We start from the raw sequence: 17,779 nt of genomic DNA on the forward strand, positions 1-17,779 counted from the left end.
GACGATTGCTGCGTCGCAGCATGGAGGTCATGGTCGGGGACAGGAACCACAGAGTTCCACCCCACCCTCCCAACTTCGGAGCCGGACCCATGGCCTCCTCCCCGTCGATCGCCCCGACCCGCATTTCCGCCGCTTCGCCCCAGGCCCCGACCAAGCCGGGCCTGTTCGCCGCGATGCTGCGCCTCTGGCTCGAGCACAACCGCCGCGTCGCCCAGTTCGGCATGCCGCCGCTCTGAGGGCGACGGCTCCGGAGGTCGCAGCGACGCCGCCTCGGCGCGCCGGCTCGCCTCCCGACGGCTCCGACACCCGTCCGGTCGTTCCGGGTTCCGCGCCGCGGGACCGGAGCGACCGGGCGGGTCGTCGCGTCGATCCGTTCCGGACGGGCCTCACGCCGGCCCGCTCACCTCCGGCGCGTGGGCCCGGCGCCCGGTGATGCGCTCGACCATCGGCTCGGCGAGCGCGTGGTAGAGCCCCTCCGGGCAGACCAGCTTCGAGGCCGCGTCGGCGATGAGCGCGGCGATCATCAGGGGGATCACCAGGGCGTGGTTCTCCGTCATCTCCGAGACGATGACGAACGAGGTGATCGGCGCCTGCAGGACGCCGGTCAGGTAGGCCACCATCCCGACCAGCACCACGGCGCCGACCGGCACGCCGTCGAACAGCGCGGCGACCTCGGCGCCCAGGCCCGCCCCGACCGCGAGCGAGGGGGCGAACAGCCCGCCCGGGATGCCGCTGATCGACGACAGGGTCGTGGCGACGAATTTCAGCGGACCGAACCAGGCATGGGTCTCGGCGGTGCCGTGCAGCAGCGCCTTCGCCTGCTCGTAGCCGGTGCCGTAGACGTGCCCGTCGGTGAGGAGCCCGCACAGGGCGACGCCGAGGCCGCACAGGGCGGCGAAGACCACCGGCCGGCCCGAGACGAACCGCCCGAGCATCCCGGGCAGGCCGCCGCAGGAGACCGCGATGACGATGCGGCTGAACAGCCCGCCAGCGAGCCCGCCGAGGATGCCGCAGAGCGGCGCCACGGCCCAGGCCCGCAGCGGCAGGGTGTCGGCGGTGGTGCCGAAATAGGTGTAGTTGCCGACCAGCGCGAGCGAGGTCAGGCCCGCCGCGATGATCGCCCCGAGGATCAGGCTCGAGGTCTTGGCCTCGTAGGAGCGGCTGAGCTCCTCGATCCCGAACACGATGCCGGCGAGCGGCGTGTTGAAGGCCGCCGCCACCCCGGCGGCGCCGCCGGCGAGCAGCAGGCCGCGCTGGCGCTCCGGCGCGAGGGGTCCTGCCGCCGCCATCAGGGCGGCGCCCACCTGCACCGTCGGCCCCTCGCGCCCGGTCGAGGCGCCGCAGAACAGGCCGAGCGTCATCACCACGATCTTGCCGGCGGCGGTCCGCAGGGAGACCAGGGGATGACGCAGGGCGGCGTCGTCGATGTCGCGGGCGGCGATCACCTGCGGGATGCCGCTACCTTGCGAGTTCGGGAAGACCGTGCGGGCGAGGAGCGCCGCGAGACCGAACCCGAACGGGGTGAGGACGAGGGCGATCAGCGGCGAGACCCCGAGCACCGTGCGGAACGCCGACTGCGCCGCGTCCGCCAGGTAGGCCATCAGCACCGCCGCGGCGCCGACCGCGATTCCCCCGACCACGAACAGCCCGCGCCGGCCCCAGACCCCGACGAGGTCCCGCGGCCCCGGCATCCGTCCCCTCAAACCCCGCACGCGCCGCAATCCTCGATCCGTCAGACTGGCGGCCACCTTGGACGAAACCGCCGGCAATGCGAAGCTCCGCCGGAGCAGGTCAGGCGTGACGATAGGGCAGGAGGGACGGCATGCGGGTGCTGGTGGTAGGGGCCGGGGCGACCGGCGGGTATTTCGGCGCGCGGCTGGCGGCGGCCGGGCGCGACGTGACCTTCCTGGTCCGCGAGGGGCGGGCGGCGCGCCTCGCGCAGGCCGGGCTCGCGGTGAGGAGCCCGCTCGGGGATATCCGCATCGACGCGCCGCGGACCGTGACGGCGGCGACGATCCCCGGACCGTTCGACCTCGTGCTCCTGAGCTGCAAGGCCTACGACCTCGCCGGCGCCCTCGACGACGTCGCGCCCGCGGTCGGGCCGGGCACGCTGGTGCTGCCGATCCTCAACGGGATGGCGCATCTCGACGCGCTCGACGCGCGCTTCGGGCCGGAGCGGGTGCTCGGCGGCTCCTGCGCCATCGCGGCGACGCTCTCGCCCGAGGGGGAGATCGTGCAGATGAGCGAGCTGCACGCGCTGACCTTCGGCGAGCGCGACGGGACCCGCTCGGAGCGGATCGCCCGGGTCGCCGCGGTGATGGAGGGGGCGGGCTTCACCGCCCGGCTCAGCGAGAAGATCCTGCTTGAGATGTGGGAGAAGTGGGTGTTCCTCGCGACGCTCGCCTGCGGCACCTGCCTGATGCGGGCGCCGGTCGGCGACATCGTGGCCGCACCCGGCGGGCGCGAACTCATGCTGGGCCTGCTCGACGAGTGCCGCGCCATCGCGGCCGGCGCCGGCCACGCGCCGCGGGAGAAGTTCCTGGAGACGAGCCGCGGCACCCTGACGGCGGCGGGCTCCGGCTTCACCGCCTCGATGCTGCGCGACATCCAGAAGAACGCCCGGATCGAGGCCGACCACATCGTCGGCGACCTCCTCGCCCGCGGCCGCGCGGCGGATCCGGACGGGAGCCGGCCGTACCTCGCGACCGCCTACACCCACCTCAAGGCCTACGAGAGCCGGCGGGCGCGGGAGCAGGGATAGGGCATTCTTCCGACGAGGCGCAGACCGGTTCGTCGCAGAAGAGGCCGCACAGCGACGACTCGAAGGGCGTCGCGATCGTGAGGCGCTCCCGACGCAGAGGCCCCCGGCGCGTCGGCGCCGGGGGCCTTGGACGACAACGATCCGCGGGCGCGGGGCCGGCGCACCGGCCCCGCGACGACGCGCTACCAGCGGTAGATGTTGCGGTCGGCGCCGACGACGATCGCCCGTTGGGCGTTCGGGATCGTGACGGCCGTCGCCTTGAAAGCCGGATCGACCAGCGCCCAGTTCCCGGTCGCGGTGTCGCCGGTCTTGCGCCACATCAGCTGGCTGGTGACGTTCGTCACCACGACGCTGCCGTCGGGCGAGGCCGCGATCTCGACCGCATCGGGCCCGACGGCGACCCAGTTGCCGCCCGGGTCGCCGCGATAGACCCGGTTGTCCGTCCCGACGTACCACAGGCTGTTGCGGTTCATGACCGCGACCTTGAGCGCCTTGCCGGGCAGCTGTCGCCAGGCATTCGCGTTGTCGTCCGACTGCTTGAGCCAGAGGTCGTTGTTGCCGTTGGCGATCAGGACCGTGCCGTCCGCGGCGGCGATCGCCTTCGCGTTGGTGCCGACCATGGTCCAGGCCTGGCCGTTGTAGCGGTAGACGTTGGTGTCGGTGCCGACGCCGTAGATGCTGGTGGCGCTGATGACGGCGATGTCGGTGAACGTCCCCGGAAGCGGCGTCCAGTTGTTGTCGCTCCCGTAGCGCCAGGGCGTCTTGGTGTCGGCATTGAGGGTGACGAGGGTGCCGTCCGTCCCGACCGAGACGCGGGCGGCGGCGACGCCGATCTGCGTCCACTGGCCGGTCGAGGCCGGCATGGCGCTCGCGCCGTCGGTCGGCGCGACGAGGAAGGTCTGGTTGCCCCCGCCGTGGCAGGTCCAGGCCGCCGTCACGGCGCCGGGCTGCGTCGCGCCGTTCCAGACGTCGGTGCAGAGGGTCCCGTTATTGACCGAGACCAGGGCGATGCCGCCGTTCTGGGGCCGCTGGGTCCAGGCCTGGTTGGTGCCGCCGGTGCAGGTCCATTGCGTGATCGGGGTGCCGGGGGCCGCCGGGGGCTTGAGCAGGCTCAGGTCGAGGCACTTGCCCGACGCCTTGTTGACATAGGCGGTGCCGCCGTTGCCGGCCTGCGCGGTCCAGGTCTGCTCGGCCGCGCCGGTGCAGAATTGCTGCGAGACGATGCCGCCGTCGCTGCGGTCACCGGCCGCGACGGCCAGGCAGAGCCCCGAATGCGAGGCCTTCAGGAACGAGGCCGCGCCGTTGGCGAGGGTGCCCGTGCCGCCGCCGGTGCCCCCGCCCGTGCCGCCGGCCGACCCGCCGGTGCCGCCGTTCTGCCCGCCGCTCGCGGCGGCGACCACGCCCGGGGCCGCGACCCGCGCGGGCGCCGCGACGCCGGCACCGAGCGCGACGATGACGCCCGGGGAGGGCACGCCCTTCTGGTCGATCGCGACGAGCTGGTAGTAGCCGGGAGGCGCGAGGTTGGCGCTGGCCGGCGCCTGCACGGTCACGGCGTTGCCGGCCTGGGTGAAGGCGGCGGGGTAGCGGCGCTGGCCCGAGTTGAAGCTGTGGGTGACCGTGCTCAGGCCGACCAGCACGACCTGCGACAGGCCGTTCTGCGAGGTGAGCTCGAACTGCATCGACTGGCCGTGCTGGAGCTGCGCGGTCGAGAGGCTGACGATCTGCGGCCGGGGCGCCAGCGCCGTCTTGCCGTCGACGGTGGTGAACAGGTAGGGCGGGTAGAACACCTCGGCGTTCTGGTTGTTGACCGGGCCCGGTGCGCCGCCGCCGGCCAGCAGCAGGGCGCCGTTCTGCATCAGGATCGCGGTCGAGTGGTAGCCGCGATAGACCCCGCCCGAGGCGCCGAGCGACCAGCGGCCGGTCTTCGGGTCCCAGATCTCGGATTGCAGCACGATGTCGCCGTCGCCGCGGTCGTTCCACTTGCTGCCGCCGGTGACGGCGACCTGGCCGGTCGGCAGGACCGTGGCGTTGGCCCAGCCGCGGCCGTAAGCCATCGGCGCGGTGTCGGTCACCACCGGGGTGCCGCGGGTGATGTCGACCACCGTGGCGCGGCTGCTCGCCAGGAAGCCCGTTCCGTTGTCGTAGCTGTTGCCGCCGACCTGCAGGATCTTGCCGGTGTCGAACATCGCCGCGGTCGAGACCGGGCCGACATTCGGCGCGTCGGTGGCCGAGGAGGCCTGGCGCTGCGGCTCCTTGAAGGCCGTCGCCGTGACCGCGCCGTTGCCGGTCGGGTCGAGGAACCACATCTTGTCGGCGGTGATGCCGAACACCTTGCCGTTCGGGGCGACCCAGGCGCGGGGGTACCACCACCTGTTGTTGTCGGGCCCGAACGCATCGCGGCTCTTGGCGCCGAACAGGCTGCGCCACTGGAAGCCGTCGTAGATCTCCGGGGTCATCCCGGTCATCAGGCCCTTGTCGATGCTGCCCTGCGGGTCGGCCCAGCCGCCCTGATAGGGGTAGGAGCCGCCCATGATCAGCTGCTGGCCGTTGGGCAGCGTGATCATCGACGAGTAGTAGCGGTCGTTGGCGAGCTTGGCGCCGATCGTGCCGACGCCGGTGCCGGTGTTGTTGAGCAGCACGCTGCCCTTGTCGTTGCCGTTGTCGAAGATGCCGCCGGCGATGAACAGCGACCCATCGGTCCGGAAGGCCTGCGCGGCGCAGAAGCTGTTGACGCCCGCGATGCCCGGCAGCGTGACGTGGCCGCCGGCGATGCCTTGCGTCGGGTCCCAGATGTCGAAGGTGCGGCCGTCCTGGGTGCCGGGGTTGCCGCCCGGCGTCCCATAGGACGCGACCTTGCCGCTCGGCAGCAATCCGAGGGTGATGGCGTTCATCGGCCAGTTCTGCACGCCCGAGAACACGCCCATCGTGGGGGCATTGTCGGGGAGCGGCACGCTCCCCAGCACCGGGTCGGCGACCTGGTTCACCACGACGCCGAACTGCGCGGCGTGGGCGGGGGAGAGGAGGCCGGTCGCCAGGATCGTGGCGGAGAGGAGGGCGGCGTCGCGCAGGCGCGGGCGGCGCCCGGCCGGGATCGGGGCGGTCATCGGTGCGGTCTCTCGGGTGGGACGGGTCAGAGGGGGTGGGCGTCGCCCGCGGGGGCCGCGTCGAGGCCCTGCGGGAAGCTGTCGAGGAGGGCGATGTCGGCGGCGAGCCGCGGCCTGTCGAGCGGGTCGCCGCCGTAGCTCATGGCGATCCCGCCGCGCCGGTCGAACAGCATGACCTGCGGCGGGGGCTCGGGCAGGGAGGCCGCCGGGTAGCGCAGCATCGCGGCAATCGCCGCGGTCCAGGCCGGATCGCCGGCGAGGAAGCGCAGGCGCGTGCCCGCCCCGGCGGTGCCCTCGGCGAAGGCGCGCAACGTGGGCGTCCCGTCCCTCCGGTCGTCGAGGGAGACGGCGAGGAACACGGCCCGGTCGCGCAGCGCCTCCGGCAGGGCCTTGGCGACCCGGTCGAGGTCGAGTATGCGGGTGACGCAGACGATCGAGCAATCCGGCGCCACGAACGCCACCACGGCGATCCGGTCGCGCAGGTCCGCGGGAGACAAGGATGCGCCGCGCTGGTCGACCCGCCGCGGTCCGCCCGCGGGCCAGAGCAGGGTGGCCAAGTCGCTCCGGGATGCCGCCGCAGGGCTCGTCCGCGGCTCGACCGCGGCGGTACTGGGGATGCCCCAGAGGGGCAGGGTGATCGCGAGGGCCGCGAGGGTCTTCAGGGCCGGCCACATGGTTCGGTGTCGCAATCCATCATCCGGTTGTCGCAGGACCGACCCTGGGGCAGGGATGTTGAGATCCGGTAATCGGCCGCGGATAACGAATCATGACTCGCATTCCGCTGCGGACAGGCCTGTCGTCGCCGATGCAACCTGAAGTACAAGACCGCAAGAACGGAATTCACGATTAATGAAAGACGGATGTTTCCGTTAGAAACGGCGGAGCTCGCGAGGAAACCCGGGGCAAGCCGGGATGGCAGCAAGATCGGCTCCGGTCCGGCCGCCGGCGGAGCGGCCGCACGCCCTCGTCGTCGCGGGGCCGCGCGTCGCTTGGTTTGCGCGACGCGGATCGGGGCTCACGGACGGATGGCTCCCCGTACCCCGCTCGCCCCGAGGCGGCGTCGGCGGCAGGACGCCCGGGCTCTCCCGCCCCGCTACTCCTTGTGCGCGAACAGGTAGGTCCCGCTCGCCAGCTCCAGGTTCTTCTGCTCGCTGAGCTGCGTCACGTAGGGCTCCTTGAGGAGCGAGAGCGGGTCGGCGGTGAAGTCGGAGAGGCGGCGCGACAGGAAGCGCTTGCGCACGTCCGGCGGCAGGCCGGCGGCCCAGGACTGGATCATCCAGGTCAGGCTCCAGATCGGCAGCAGCGAGGCCGGGACGTATTGGTGGTCGACCGCGAGGTGATCGGCGAACAGGTTGCGCAGCCCCTCGCCGGTCATGTTGTAGTAATGATGCGGATAGCCGTGCAGCGGCTGCAGGAACGGCACGGCGCAGACCAGTCTTCCGCCGGGCTTGAGCACCCGGGCGATCTCGCGGGCGCAGGCGAAGGGGTCGCGGACGTGCTCCAGCACCGCGATCGAGATCACCCCGTCGAAGCTGGCGTCGCGAAACGGCAGCACCTCGCCGATGCCGAGCACGTCGGTCGTGTCGTAATCGGCGATCTCGAGGTTGACGACGTTGGCGTAGTAGCGGTCGCGCCGTCCCGCGCCGCAATCGAGGACCAGCCCGTCGGGATTGGATTCGATCAGCTCCTGGACGTGGCCGTCATAGGCGTTCTGCGAGACGTTCGGGCTGTCCTCGGCGCCCGACAGCGCCCGCAGCGCCTCGCTGAGATAGTCGTACTTCTCGCCGACGCGGCGGTGGGGCAGGTCGTCGCGCATCAGCGGCGCCAGGCGCGCGAGCTTCCCGGCCCGCATCGCCTCCAGCCCCTCGGGCAGGCGGCTCTGGCGCCGGCCCTGGCGCAGGCCGTGACGCTCGAAGTGGGCCCGCCCGCTGGCGAGCCGGCCCTCGCGCACCGCGAGCTGGATGTCCGGGTTGGCCGCGAGGTAATCGGCCTCGCGGAAGGTCGCCGCCGTCGCCGGCTCGACCATGTCGAGGGAGGCAACCACGACTCAGAGGCTGCGCAGGAAGCCGGCGAAGCGCATCAGCCCCTCGGGCCAGGGCCCGTGCCCGCTCTCGGCGTTGAGGTGGCCGGATTCGCCGGCATCGACGAGCTCGGCGCCCCAGGCGGCGGCGAACCCGGCCGCGCGATCGTAGGCGGTGTAGGGATCGGTGCGGCTCGTCACCAGGACCGCCGGGAAGGGCAGGGGCTCGCGCGGGATCGGCGCGAAGGCCCGCAGGACGGCGGGCGTGTCGGGCCGCTCGATATCCGGCAGGGCCACCAGGAAGGCACCGGCGACCGCCCCCCTGGCCAGGTAGGGCGCCGCCTGGATGCAGGAGACGACGCCGAGGCTGTGGGCCACCAGCACCACCGGCCGGCTCGCCGCCTGCACCGCCGCGATCACGGCGTCGCGCCAGGCCTCGGGCTCGGGGTGGTCCCAGCTCTCCTGGGTGACGCGGCGCGCGGTCGAGAGCCGCTCCTGCCAGCGGCTCTGCCAGTGGTCGGGCCCGGAATTGGTGTAGCCCGGGACGACGAGGATGTCGCAATCGGCCGATTTCATGCCGCACCGTTACAGGCAGGACGCCTCAGCGTCGAGGGCTACTCCGCGGCGAGCGGCGGCACCGCCGGGGCGGCCGGCACCGCCGGGGCGACGCCGGCGAGCACGGGTCCGACATGGAGCGCCAGCCCCGTGGAGGCGCGGTTCTTCAGCTTGGCCTCGACCTCGATGTCGCACCAGGCGAGGTGGCGGGCCGTGTAGTCGTTGAAGGCCCGGTTCCACATCATGTCGGAATGGGCGGCGAGGTCCCGGCCCTTGAGGCCGGCCCCGGTGAGCGCGGCGAAATCGGGCAGGGCGTCGGGATCGTGGCCGGGCAGCACGTCCTCGCGCGAGACGCTGACATGGCCGATCGGGCGCACCCCGCGCCAGGACGCGATCACCCGGGCGATCCTGGGATCGTCGGGCTCGATGTAGTCGCCGCGGCTGTGGATCCAGTGATGGTGCAGGTCGAGCACCACCGGCACCCTGTCGGAGAGGCGCAGGACCTCGTCGAGCCCGAAGGCGGATTCGTCGTTCTCGACCGTGACGAGGTCGCGGGCGGCCTGCGAGACGCGGGACAGGTTCTCCCGGAACGCCGCGACCCCGGGGTCGCGGGCGCCGACATGGATGTTGACGTGGGCCCCGTGCGGGTGCCAGCCGCCGCCGTAGCCCATCATCGCCATCACCTCGGCGTGGTAGTCGAGTTCGGCGATGCCGTTCTCGAGCGCCGCCGGGTTGCGGCTCGCCAGGATGCAGAACGGGCCCGGATGCATGCTGAGCCGCACGCCGCCGGCCCGCGCCGCCTCGCCGACGGCCGCGAGCCCCGCCTCGATGGTACGGCGGAAGGCGGGGTCGGCGTAGAGGTCGCGCACCTCAGGGTGGGTGTAGCCGGGCAGGATCGAGCTCGCGAGGCGCAGGAGGCGCTCCAGCGGCGGCCGGCCCGCCACCCAGGCGACCTGCCGTCCCATCGCCGCGAGGTTGTGCGTCACGACCGAGACCAGCTTCTCGCGCGCCGCCGCCGGATCGAGCCGGCGCAGATGCGCGATCGTCACCGTGGTGACGTTCATCGTCAGCGCGGCGTCCTTGGCGGCCTTGATCGTCTTGTGCCGGCCGGGCTCCTCGTCCGGGATGAACTTGCAGCAGAAGCCGAGGCGGGGGGCGGGGGAGGCGGTCATGGAGCGGCAACGCGGCACGATGCGCCGCGGGTCCCGGGATACCGACAGGAAGCAGAGGATGCGACGATGAAAAAGCCGGCCCCGAGGGGCCGGCCAAGGTGATCGGGGCGAGTCTGATCGGGGATGCCGGGATCAGTGCGTCTGCCGGCCCGGCTCGCCGGTGCCGGTACGACCCGGACCTTGATCCGGCTGGTTCCTGCGCAGCTCGTCCGAGGCGGCGTGGGCGGCCGCGACGGCGGCGTCCTGGGCCTGGTCGAGGGCGCTCTCGACGAACTGGCGCCCGCGCTCCGTCGCCTCGCGGGCGTAGCGCAGGCCCTGGTCGCGGACCTCGTCGGCGTAAGCGCCGACCGTCTGGTCCTCCTGGCGGGTGCGCGGCAGCAGCGCGCCGAGCAGCATGCCGGCGGCGAGGCCGACGACGCCGACGAGCACCGGGTTCTCGGTGACGAAGCGCTCGACCGCGTTCTGGCCTTGCGCGAGGCGGTCGCTGCCGCGGTCGCGCAGGTCGGCGTAGCGGCGCGAGCCGGTCTCGATCCGGTCGTTGGCCCAGTCGCGGGCACGGTCGATCGTGTCGGCGCTGCGGCCGCCGACGGCGCCGTAGGTCTGGCTCGCCTGGGCGTGGGCACGGTTCACCGCGTCGCTGGCGCCCTGCTTCAGCCGGTCGGCGGCGGCGTCGGCCTTGGCGCGCAGCTGCTCGGCGGTCTGGCTGATGCGGTCGCCGATGGCGGAGGCGGTGTCGGCGACCTTCTCGGAGGCGTCGGAGGCGGCGTCCTTCACCGCGTCGGCGGCGTCGCGGGCGGTCTGGCCGGCGCCGTGCGCCGCATGGCTCGCCGCGCCCTGCGCCGCGTCGAGGTTCTGGCGGACGGTGTCGTGGTCCTGGTGCAGGTTGCGCTCGGGGCCGGTGGCGGGGGTATGGGCCGAAGGCGCACCCGGATTGGCCGGGTTGATGGTGTGCTCTGCCATGACTCTTGTACTCCGAGGCAGGGTGCGACGGTCGCGTCGGACGCCTGCGGCCAATCGAGAGATCGAGGGAGGGGCGCCGGCGCGGGGCCGGCGTCCCCTACATCCGCATGCCGTCGGCGACGCGGTCCGCGGCCGGGTGGGAGGTCGGCCGGTCGGGGTCGTAGACCCGGGCCGCGCCGGTGTTCAGCACCGGCACCGCCTCGGCGCCGTTCATCGTCGCCTCGAGGTGCTGGCGCCGCTGCGACTCGCGGGCGACCCGGTGGACGAGCCAGCCGACGCCGGCGACGATCAGCATCACCGGCACGGGGTTGCGCCGCACCGCCGCGAGCGCCCCGTCGTAGAGGCCGCTCGCCGGCGACTGGCGCACCGTGCCGAGCATCTCGTCGACGAGGCTGGCCGGCGAGAGCCGGCCCTGGATCTGGTCGATCGTCCGGTCGAGGCGGGCCCGGGTCTCCTCGATGTCGTGTTCGAGCTCGTTGATCGACTGGGTCATCCCGACACCCTCTCGGACAGGACCCTCGCATCCTGGCGCACCTGGCGCGTGGTGCGGGTCGGCGTCAGCGTGGACAGGGACATCGCGCTGCGGCCCCACAGGGCGAGCCCGATGCCGATCGCCAGGAACACCGCCCCGACGATCAGGGCGGCGAGCGCCTCGGAGTGCACCACCGTGGCGAGCCACTTCACCAGGGCGTCGGTGAGCACCAGGAGGGCGACCACGGCGAAGACCGCGGCGCCGACCATCATGCCGAGGCCGAGGAACAGCGACCTCAGGTTGTTCGACATCTCGGTGCGGAAGAGGGCGATCTCCTTGCGGGCGAGATCGGTGGTCTCGCGCAGGGCGTCACCCAGGAGACCCTGGATGCTGCCGGGCGCGGCGGGGCCGCCTGTCGGGCGGCCGGAAGCGGGGTCGGCCATCGCGGACATCCCCCCGGTCAGGCCGAGTAGCGCGGGCCGGGCGCGCCGGTGCGGTACGGGTCGGGGCGGGCGGTCTCGGGCTCGCTGTGGGCGCCGGGCACGTCGCGGTAGCCGGCATCGCGCGCGCCGAACGTGTCGGCCGCCCGGTCGTAGGTGCCGCGGGCGCGCGCCTGCGCATCGCGGAAGGCCTCGCGGCCGTCGAGCACGGGGGCGGGCTGGGCCGAGGCGCGGATGAAGCGGGCGGCGAGGAAGCCGGTGAGGAAGGTCGCGACGGCGACCGCGGCCGGACGGCGCCGGGCCACCGACTCGATCTCGCCGTAGAAATCCTCGAAGCTGCGCTCGCGGATCGAGCCGGAGAGCTGCTCCAGGCCTTCCGCCGCGCTGTCGAAGAACGCCTTCACGTTCGGCTGCTGATCGAGCTTGCCGCCGGACTCGCGCAGGGCCTGGGCGAGATCCGACACCGACTGGGCGGCGTCGCCCTTGCGGCGATCGACGTAGCCGTGGACCTGCTCGCGGGCCGATTCGACCAGGCTGAAGCCGCGTTCCATCGCGACGTCGCCGAGCTGACGCACGTCCGACCGCAGGTCGTTCCAATCCGCCGGACGCTCGCCGGGGGCACCCCGGTCCTCGGCCCGGTGCTGTCCGCTCTCGTAACCCGCGCTCATCAGGGGCACTCCATCCTTGGGCGGCGCGGCGGGCAGGCCGGACCGGCCGCCGCGCCGAACACATGCGACGATATTGCGAGTAACAGCAGCCAAGGCGCCCGGTTCCGGCCTCAACCAAGGAGGAAACGCGGCAGGATTCCTGTGGAGCGCCGGGCACAGCCGGTCCGGGTGCGGCACGTCCCGGATTCACCGGAAGGGTTGACCAAATCCGCGGGATCGCGCTTGCTCACCGCGCGTTTTCTCCGTCGGGGGCGGATGGACGCGGCGACGTTCCCGCCCCGCCGGAGCCCCATCCGGTCGCCTGGCGACCGGATGGGGCTCCGGATTCCCAGTTTTGCCGCATTTTCTTCGACGAACCGGTGCCCACCTCGTCGGAAAATGCTCCAGGTCCGTGCAGCCGGAGTCCATACCCGCCGTGTCACGCCTCATCATCGTGTCGAATCGCGTCGCCGTCCCGGAATCGGGCTCGAAGGCGGTCGCGGCCGGCGGGCTCGCCGTCGCCTTGAAAGAGGCCTTCACGGCCTACAAGGGGCTGTGGTTCGGCTGGAGCGGCAAGATCACCGACAACCCGTCCTCCGAGCCGGTCATCGCCGACCGGGGCCGGGTGCAGTACGCGGTGATGGACCTCTCGCCCCAGGACCACCGCGAGTATTACAGCGGCTTCGCCAACCGGGCGCTCTGGCCGATCATGCATTACCGCCTCGGCTTGGCGGCGTTCTCGCGGGCCGACTACGCCGGCTACCAGCGCGTCAACCGCATCTTCGCCCAGGCGCTCGCGGGCCTGATCGAGCCGGGCGACCTGATCTGGGTCCACGACTACCACCTGATCCCGCTCGCCTCGGAGCTCAGGGGCCTCGGGGTCTCGAACCCGATCGGCTACTTCCATCACATCCCCTGGCCGTCGGGCGAGGTGTTCAACACCCTGCCGGCCTCGACCGAGCTCCTGCGCGCGGTCTCCGACTACGACCTGATCGGCCTCCAGACCGACAGCGACGTGCACAACCTGTCGCGCAACCTCGTCGACGAGCTCAGGGCGATCCCGCTCGGCGGCGGCTCGCTGATGGTCGACGGGCGCCGCACCCGGATCCGCAGCTTCCCGATCGGCATCGACGTCGACGGCTTCCGCCAGGCGGCCGAGCGCGCCGGCATGAACCGCACCGTGCGCGACACGGTGGCGGGCCTGCGCACCCGCAAGCTGCTGATCGGCGTCGACCGGCTCGACTATTCCAAGGGCGTGCCCGAGCGGATGGAGGCGGTGGAGCGCTTCTTCGCCTCGAATCCCGACCAGCGCGGCAACGTCGTCTTCCTGCAGATCGCCCCGAAGTCGCGCACCGAGGTGCCGGAATACGAGCAGCTCAGCCGCGACGTGAACGAGGTGCTCGGCAACATCAACGGCTCGCTGGGCGAACCGTCCTGGACGCCGATCCAGTACGTCACCAAGGCCTATCCGCGCGCGGTGCTGGCCGGGCTCTACCGCGCGGCGCGGGTCGGCGTGGTGACCCCGATGCGCGACGGCATGAACCTCGTCGCCAAGGAATACGTCGCCGCCCAGAGCGAGGACGATCCGGGCGTGCTGGTGCTCTCCAAGTTCGCCGGCGCCGCCCGGCAGATGCCCGAGGCGCTGCTGGTCAACCCCTACGACCGGTTCGAGGTGGCCGAGGCCATCCGCGCCGCCCTCTACATGCCGAAGGCCGAGCGGGTCGAGCGCTGGAAGCCGATGTTCGAGCGCATGGCGCGCGAGGACGTGGATTGGTGGGCGCGGAGCTACCTCGGCGAGCTGGAGGGATTCCGCACCGTCGAGCGCGAGCCGCCGGCGGAGGCGGAGGCCCGGTAGGGCGCCGGTTCAACCCTCCCCCCTCCGCGGGGAGGGTTCGTCCGCGGCGACCGTCAGATATTATCGTTCGATTTGAGAGCGGGTTACGCCACCCGCGGCCCCGCCCGCAGCGCCCCCATCAGGAACGCGATCATCGCGTCGAGCGCCGGCACGAAATCCTCCGGGCACTGCACCACCAGGACCGGGTGGCAGAAGCGCACGATCGCCGTGTGAACGCAGCGCGCCGCCACCGCCGGATCCTCGGCGGCAAATTCGCCCTTGGCCGCGCCGTCGGCGATGACGCGCTCCAGCACGGCGGTGATCCGGTCGACGTGGTGGCGGCAGACGTTCCAGCTCTCGGACATCGCCGCCTCGATCATCTCGTGCATGCGCGGATGGCCGGTGAAGCGGCCGACGGCGTCGCGGTGCAGGAAGACGATGATCTCGCGCAGGCGCGCCTCGGCCGCGATCCCCGGCCGGTCGGCGATCGCGGCGATCCGCGCCTCGACCTCGCCGATGATGCGCGCCACCACGGCCTCGTTGATCGCCTTCTTCGAGTCGAAGAAGCGGTACACGTTGGCCGGGCTCATCCGCAGGGTCTTGGCGATGTCGGCCACCGTGGTCTTCTGATAGCCGATCTCACGGAAGAAGCGCTCCGCCGTCGCCAGGATGCGGCAGCGTGTGTCGGACGAGGTCTCCTCGGCCGGTGGAGGTGCGGACAGGGCAGGGATCATCCGCGAAGCCTATCGTGCCGATCGCGTCGGGGTCAAAAGGCGCCGGCGACCTATCGCCCAGGTGTGGCATCTGCGTCACCCGGCCGGGACAGCGCTCAGGAGCCGAACTGCGAGCCCAGGCGCTCCAGATACTCGGCGAGGTCGATGCCGCCGACCTTCTTGCCGTAATCGAACCGCGCCCCGGGCCGGATCGCCACGCTCTCGCGGGCGGTGGTCAGGGTGACGGGGCGGGTGCAGACCCAGGCACCGTCGCGCCGATGCTCGAAGTAATTCAGGATCTCGTGCCGGTTCACGTCGACCTCCCACCGCGTCTGGCGTCGTTCTCGCCGGACAACGTGACAGTCGGGCGGAAGTTCACGGCAAGACGCCGCCGGGACGCCGTCGCCGGCCCGACTCAAGCTTGAGCATACGCGGTCGCTTGCGCCGCGCCGGAGGCCGGGAGACAATCGGGGGGCTGTTCTCGAGGAGCATCCCGATGCCGCTCGCCCGCCGCGAGGCCCTGTTCCTGCTCGCCGGCACCCTCGCCGTCCCGGCCCGGGCCGCCCCGCTCCAGAGCGGCGTGACCGCCTCCGCCTTCAGCTTCGCCAAGCCGGAGGGCGGCAGCCTGGCGCTGGCCGAGCAGGCGGGGAAGCCGATCCTGGTCGTCAACACCGCGACGGCCTGCGGCTACGCCCCGCAATTCGCGGGGTTGCAGCAGCTCTGGACCCGGTTCGGGTCCCGCGGGCTGACGGTGATCGCGGTCCCTTCCGCCGATTTCGGGCGCCAGGAGCCCCTCGACGGGCTCGCGATCGCCGAGGCCGCGCGCAAGAATCACGGCGTGACCTTCCCGGTCGTGGCCAAGACCGGCGTGACGGGACCGCAGGCCCACCCCTTCTACCGCTGGGCGGCGTCCGAGAAGCCGGCCGAGACCCCGCGCTGGAACTTCCACAAGTACCTGGTCGGCCGCGACGGCCACCTCGCCGCCGCCTTCGCGACGCCGGTCGAGCCGACGGATCCGCGGGTGATCGCCGCGATCGTGAAGGAGCTGGATGCGGCGGGGTAGGGGGACCGCCCGCTCTGCGAGAGCAGAACATGACCGATTGCTTCATCCCACTGACAACCTCATCCTGAAGTTGTCAGTGGGAGGGAGGCACGATCCGCGGGGCGATCGAACCCGCCGCGATCCCCGCTCAGGCCACCGCCTTCTGCGCCCCGGTCTGCGCGTGGAAGTCCGGCCCGTTGCCGGTCTTCGCCACGTAGCCGGCCCGGATCACGAAGTCTCCGAAGCGCTCGCCCGTGGTCCGGTCCTTGGCATAAGCCGCGAAGAGCGGGTCGAGCTTCGGGCGGATATCCGCGGCGGTCACATCCTCGGCGTAGAGCTTGCTCAGCCGCGAGCCGTCGAAGGCGGCGCCGAGATAGAGGTTGTAGCGCTCGGGGCCGCGGCCGACGAGGCCGATCTCGGCGATGAACGGCCGGGCGCAGCCGTTGGGACAGCCGGTCATCCGGATGGTGATGTCGTCCTCGGCGAGGCCGTGCGAAGCGAGGCTCTCCTCGAGCTCGTCGATCAGGCTCGGCAGGTAGCGCTCGCTCTCGGCGAGAGCCAGGCCGCAGGTCGGCAGCGCCACGCAGGCGAGGCTGTTGCGGCGCAACGCGCCCGCGCCGGTGGTGAGGCGGTATTCCTGCACCAGGGCGTCGATCTCGGCCTTCCGGTCCGCCGGGACGTTGGCGATGATGACGTTCTGGTTGCCGGTGAGGCGGAAATCGCCCTGGTGCACCTCGGCGATGCGGCGCAGGCCGGCGAGGAATTGCGGCCCGCCCTCGACGTCCTTGATCCGGCCCGACGGCACGTAGAGCGTCAGGTGGTGCGTGCCGTCGTCGCCCGCGACCCAGCCGTAGCGGTCGCCGTTGCCCGTGAGGGTGAAGGGCTTCGGATCCTGGAAGGCGCGGCCGACCCGCTTCTCGACCTCGGCCCGGAAGGCCTTCAGGCCGTAGCGCTCGATCGTGTACTTCAGGCGGGCGTTCTTGCGGACATTGCGGTTGCCCCAGTCGCGCTGGACGGTCATCACCGCCTCGGCGACCTTGAGGGCGTATTCGGGCTCTGCGAACAGCATCACGTCGGCGGTGCGCGGGAAGGTATCGGTCTCGCCGTGGGTCATGCCCATGCCGCCGCCGACGGTGACGTTCCAGCCCGTCACCTTGCCCGCCTCGTCGAGGATCGCGATGAAGCCGAGGTCGTGGGCGTAGACGTCGACCTCGTTGGAGGGCGGCACCGCCACTATGGTCTTGAACTTCCGCGGCAGGTAGGTCTTGCCGTAGACCGGTTCGACCTCGGCGACATCGTCGCCGCCGACCACGCGCTCGCCGTCGAGCCAGATCTCGCGCCAGGCATTGGTCTTCGGCAAGAGGCTGTCGGAGATGTCCTTCGCCAGGGTGTAGGCGGCCTCGTGGGCGCCCTTCTGGGCTGGGTTCGTCGCCGCCATCACGTTGCGGTTGACGTCGCCGCAGGCCGCGATCGTGTCGAGCAGCGCCGCATCGATCGCCGCCATCGTGCGCTTGAGGTTCGACTTGATGACGCCGTGATACTGGAAGGTCTGGCGCGTCGTCGCCCGCAGGGTGCCGTTGGCGTAGGTGCGGGCGATCTCGTCGAGGATCAGCCACTGCTTCGGGGTCACGACGCCGCCGGCGATGCGCAGGCGGATCATGAAGGAATAGGCCTTGTCGAGCTTCTTCCTGGTCCGCTCGGCCCGCAGGTCGCGGTCGTCCTGCAGGTACATCCCGTGGAACTTCACGAGCTGCCCGTCATCGTCCGAGATCGCACCCGTCGCGTTCTTCAGGAGCCCATCGGCGAGGGTGCCGCGCAGGTAGCCGCTGGCGATCTTGATGTGCTCGTTGGCCGAGAGCTTGGCCGCCCGGGCGGCTTCCGCGTCGGTGATCGGGCGCTCGGTCGGCGGCGTCTCGTAGACGCGCTCGGCGGTGGGGGTGTCGGCGGTCTTGTGGTCGGCCATGGGGGTGGTGTCCGTTCGGGCGCCGGGTACGGCGTAAGATCTACCGGCATCTCCGGCACGTGACAGCACCGAATGAGACGCGGGATCCCCTCTCCC

General features: G+C 71.9%; 17 protein-coding genes. 4 read left to right on the forward strand and 13 right to left on the reverse strand.

What is annotated here, in order from left to right:
* Window positions 1-89 precede the first annotated feature (89 nt).
* On the forward strand, window positions 90-236 hold the full coding sequence (locus A5481_RS34300) for a hypothetical protein (RefSeq protein WP_156311860.1): 147 nt from the start codon (window positions 90-92) through the stop codon (window positions 234-236).
* A 150-nt stretch (window positions 237-386) separates the two neighbouring features.
* Here A5481_RS34300 and A5481_RS29035 read toward each other — a convergent pair whose 3' ends face one another.
* On the reverse strand, window positions 387-1,691 hold the full coding sequence (locus A5481_RS29035; protein ID WP_082173143.1) for a chloride channel protein: 1,305 nt from the start codon (window positions 1,689-1,691) through the stop codon (window positions 387-389).
* A gap of 131 nt (window positions 1,692-1,822) precedes the next feature.
* On the opposite strand from A5481_RS29035, the gene panE reads away from it, so the two are divergent.
* Entirely contained in the window at window positions 1,823-2,761 is a 939-nt protein-coding gene (gene panE, locus A5481_RS29040) for a 2-dehydropantoate 2-reductase (protein WP_048434261.1), read from the forward strand.
* A gap of 182 nt (window positions 2,762-2,943) precedes the next feature.
* Here panE and A5481_RS29045 read toward each other — a convergent pair whose 3' ends face one another.
* The 9 genes from A5481_RS29045 to A5481_RS29085 form a co-directional block, all read right to left on the reverse strand.
* Window positions 2,944-5,865 (reverse strand): galactose oxidase-like domain-containing protein, encoded by a 2,922-nt coding sequence (locus A5481_RS29045; protein WP_053082382.1) that lies wholly within the window; start codon window positions 5,863-5,865, stop codon window positions 2,944-2,946.
* Window positions 5,866-5,891: 26 nt separating this feature from the next.
* Entirely contained in the window at window positions 5,892-6,539 is a 648-nt protein-coding gene (locus A5481_RS29050; protein WP_053082423.1) for an SCO family protein, read from the reverse strand.
* Between the two features lie 419 nt (window positions 6,540-6,958).
* Entirely contained in the window at window positions 6,959-7,909 is a 951-nt protein-coding gene (locus tag A5481_RS29055) for a class I SAM-dependent methyltransferase (RefSeq protein ID WP_156311912.1), read from the reverse strand.
* A 3-nt stretch (window positions 7,910-7,912) separates the two neighbouring features.
* Window positions 7,913-8,461 (reverse strand): RBBP9/YdeN family alpha/beta hydrolase, encoded by a 549-nt coding sequence (locus A5481_RS29060; RefSeq protein ID WP_048434983.1) that lies wholly within the window; start codon window positions 8,459-8,461, stop codon window positions 7,913-7,915.
* 38 nt (window positions 8,462-8,499) lie between these two features.
* Entirely contained in the window at window positions 8,500-9,612 is a 1,113-nt protein-coding gene (locus tag A5481_RS29065; RefSeq protein WP_048434984.1) for a UV damage endonuclease UvsE, read from the reverse strand.
* A 132-nt stretch (window positions 9,613-9,744) separates the two neighbouring features.
* A complete protein-coding gene (locus tag A5481_RS29070) occupies window positions 9,745-10,572 on the reverse strand; it encodes a hypothetical protein (RefSeq protein WP_048434985.1) in 828 nt (275 codons plus the stop codon).
* Between the two features lie 97 nt (window positions 10,573-10,669).
* Window positions 10,670-11,065 (reverse strand): DUF3618 domain-containing protein, encoded by a 396-nt coding sequence (locus A5481_RS29075; RefSeq protein ID WP_048434986.1) that lies wholly within the window; start codon window positions 11,063-11,065, stop codon window positions 10,670-10,672.
* A complete protein-coding gene (locus A5481_RS29080; protein WP_197514264.1) occupies window positions 11,062-11,496 on the reverse strand; it encodes a phage holin family protein in 435 nt (144 codons plus the stop codon). The genes A5481_RS29075 and A5481_RS29080 overlap by 4 nt, the downstream gene beginning before the upstream one ends.
* Before the next feature lie 8 nt (window positions 11,497-11,504).
* A complete protein-coding gene (locus A5481_RS29085) occupies window positions 11,505-12,152 on the reverse strand; it encodes a hypothetical protein (protein ID WP_342447346.1) in 648 nt (215 codons plus the stop codon).
* A gap of 415 nt (window positions 12,153-12,567) precedes the next feature.
* Between A5481_RS29085 and A5481_RS29090 the strand changes: the two genes are divergently transcribed.
* Window positions 12,568-13,986, forward strand: coding sequence for an alpha,alpha-trehalose-phosphate synthase (UDP-forming) (locus A5481_RS29090; protein ID WP_048434988.1), 1,419 nt, complete (start codon window positions 12,568-12,570; stop codon window positions 13,984-13,986).
* A gap of 83 nt (window positions 13,987-14,069) precedes the next feature.
* Here A5481_RS29090 and A5481_RS29095 read toward each other — a convergent pair whose 3' ends face one another.
* Window positions 14,070-14,699 (reverse strand): TetR/AcrR family transcriptional regulator, encoded by a 630-nt coding sequence (locus A5481_RS29095; RefSeq protein WP_048434989.1) that lies wholly within the window; start codon window positions 14,697-14,699, stop codon window positions 14,070-14,072.
* A 95-nt stretch (window positions 14,700-14,794) separates the two neighbouring features.
* On the reverse strand, window positions 14,795-14,992 hold the full coding sequence (locus A5481_RS29100; RefSeq protein ID WP_048434990.1) for a hypothetical protein: 198 nt from the start codon (window positions 14,990-14,992) through the stop codon (window positions 14,795-14,797).
* Window positions 14,993-15,174: 182 nt separating this feature from the next.
* Between A5481_RS29100 and A5481_RS29105 the strand changes: the two genes are divergently transcribed.
* The gene (locus tag A5481_RS29105; RefSeq protein WP_048434991.1) at window positions 15,175-15,741 is read left to right on the forward strand and encodes a glutathione peroxidase; all 567 of its coding nucleotides are present in this window, start codon (window positions 15,175-15,177) and stop codon (window positions 15,739-15,741) included.
* A 127-nt stretch (window positions 15,742-15,868) separates the two neighbouring features.
* Here A5481_RS29105 and A5481_RS29110 read toward each other — a convergent pair whose 3' ends face one another.
* Complete coding sequence (locus A5481_RS29110) at window positions 15,869-17,683, reverse strand: NADPH-dependent assimilatory sulfite reductase hemoprotein subunit (RefSeq protein ID WP_048434992.1); 1,815 nt, start codon at window positions 17,681-17,683, stop codon at window positions 15,869-15,871.
* Window positions 17,684-17,779: the final 96 nt, after the last annotated feature.

Source organism: Methylobacterium platani (genome assembly GCF_001653715.1).
GTDB classification, from domain to species: domain Bacteria; phylum Pseudomonadota; class Alphaproteobacteria; order Rhizobiales; family Beijerinckiaceae; genus Methylobacterium; species Methylobacterium platani.

Coding starts and splice junctions, on each gene's coding strand:
- A5481_RS29050 (WP_053082423.1), bottom strand. CDS start 6,539: ATGTGGCCGGCCCTGAAGACCCTCGCGGCCCTCGCGATCACCCTGCCC.
- A5481_RS29085 (WP_342447346.1), bottom strand. CDS start 12,152: ATGAGCGCGGGTTACGAGAGCGGACAGCACCGGGCCGAGGACCGGGGT.
- A5481_RS29060 (WP_048434983.1), bottom strand. CDS start 8,461: ATGAAATCGGCCGATTGCGACATCCTCGTCGTCCCGGGCTACACCAAT.
- A5481_RS29035 (WP_082173143.1), bottom strand. CDS start 1,691: ATGCCGGGGCCGCGGGACCTCGTCGGGGTCTGGGGCCGGCGCGGGCTG.
- A5481_RS29095 (WP_048434989.1), bottom strand. CDS start 14,699: ATGATCCCTGCCCTGTCCGCACCTCCACCGGCCGAGGAGACCTCGTCC.
- A5481_RS34300 (WP_156311860.1), top strand. CDS start 90: ATGGCCTCCTCCCCGTCGATCGCCCCGACCCGCATTTCCGCCGCTTCG.
- A5481_RS29105 (WP_048434991.1), top strand. CDS start 15,175: ATGCCGCTCGCCCGCCGCGAGGCCCTGTTCCTGCTCGCCGGCACCCTC.
- A5481_RS29080 (WP_197514264.1), bottom strand. CDS start 11,496: ATGTCCGCGATGGCCGACCCCGCTTCCGGCCGCCCGACAGGCGGCCCC.
- A5481_RS29045 (WP_053082382.1), bottom strand. CDS start 5,865: ATGACCGCCCCGATCCCGGCCGGGCGCCGCCCGCGCCTGCGCGACGCC.
- A5481_RS29075 (WP_048434986.1), bottom strand. CDS start 11,065: ATGACCCAGTCGATCAACGAGCTCGAACACGACATCGAGGAGACCCGG.
- A5481_RS29065 (WP_048434984.1), bottom strand. CDS start 9,612: ATGACCGCCTCCCCCGCCCCCCGCCTCGGCTTCTGCTGCAAGTTCATC.
- A5481_RS29070 (WP_048434985.1), bottom strand. CDS start 10,572: ATGGCAGAGCACACCATCAACCCGGCCAATCCGGGTGCGCCTTCGGCC.
- panE (WP_048434261.1), top strand. CDS start 1,823: ATGCGGGTGCTGGTGGTAGGGGCCGGGGCGACCGGCGGGTATTTCGGC.
- A5481_RS29110 (WP_048434992.1), bottom strand. CDS start 17,683: ATGGCCGACCACAAGACCGCCGACACCCCCACCGCCGAGCGCGTCTAC.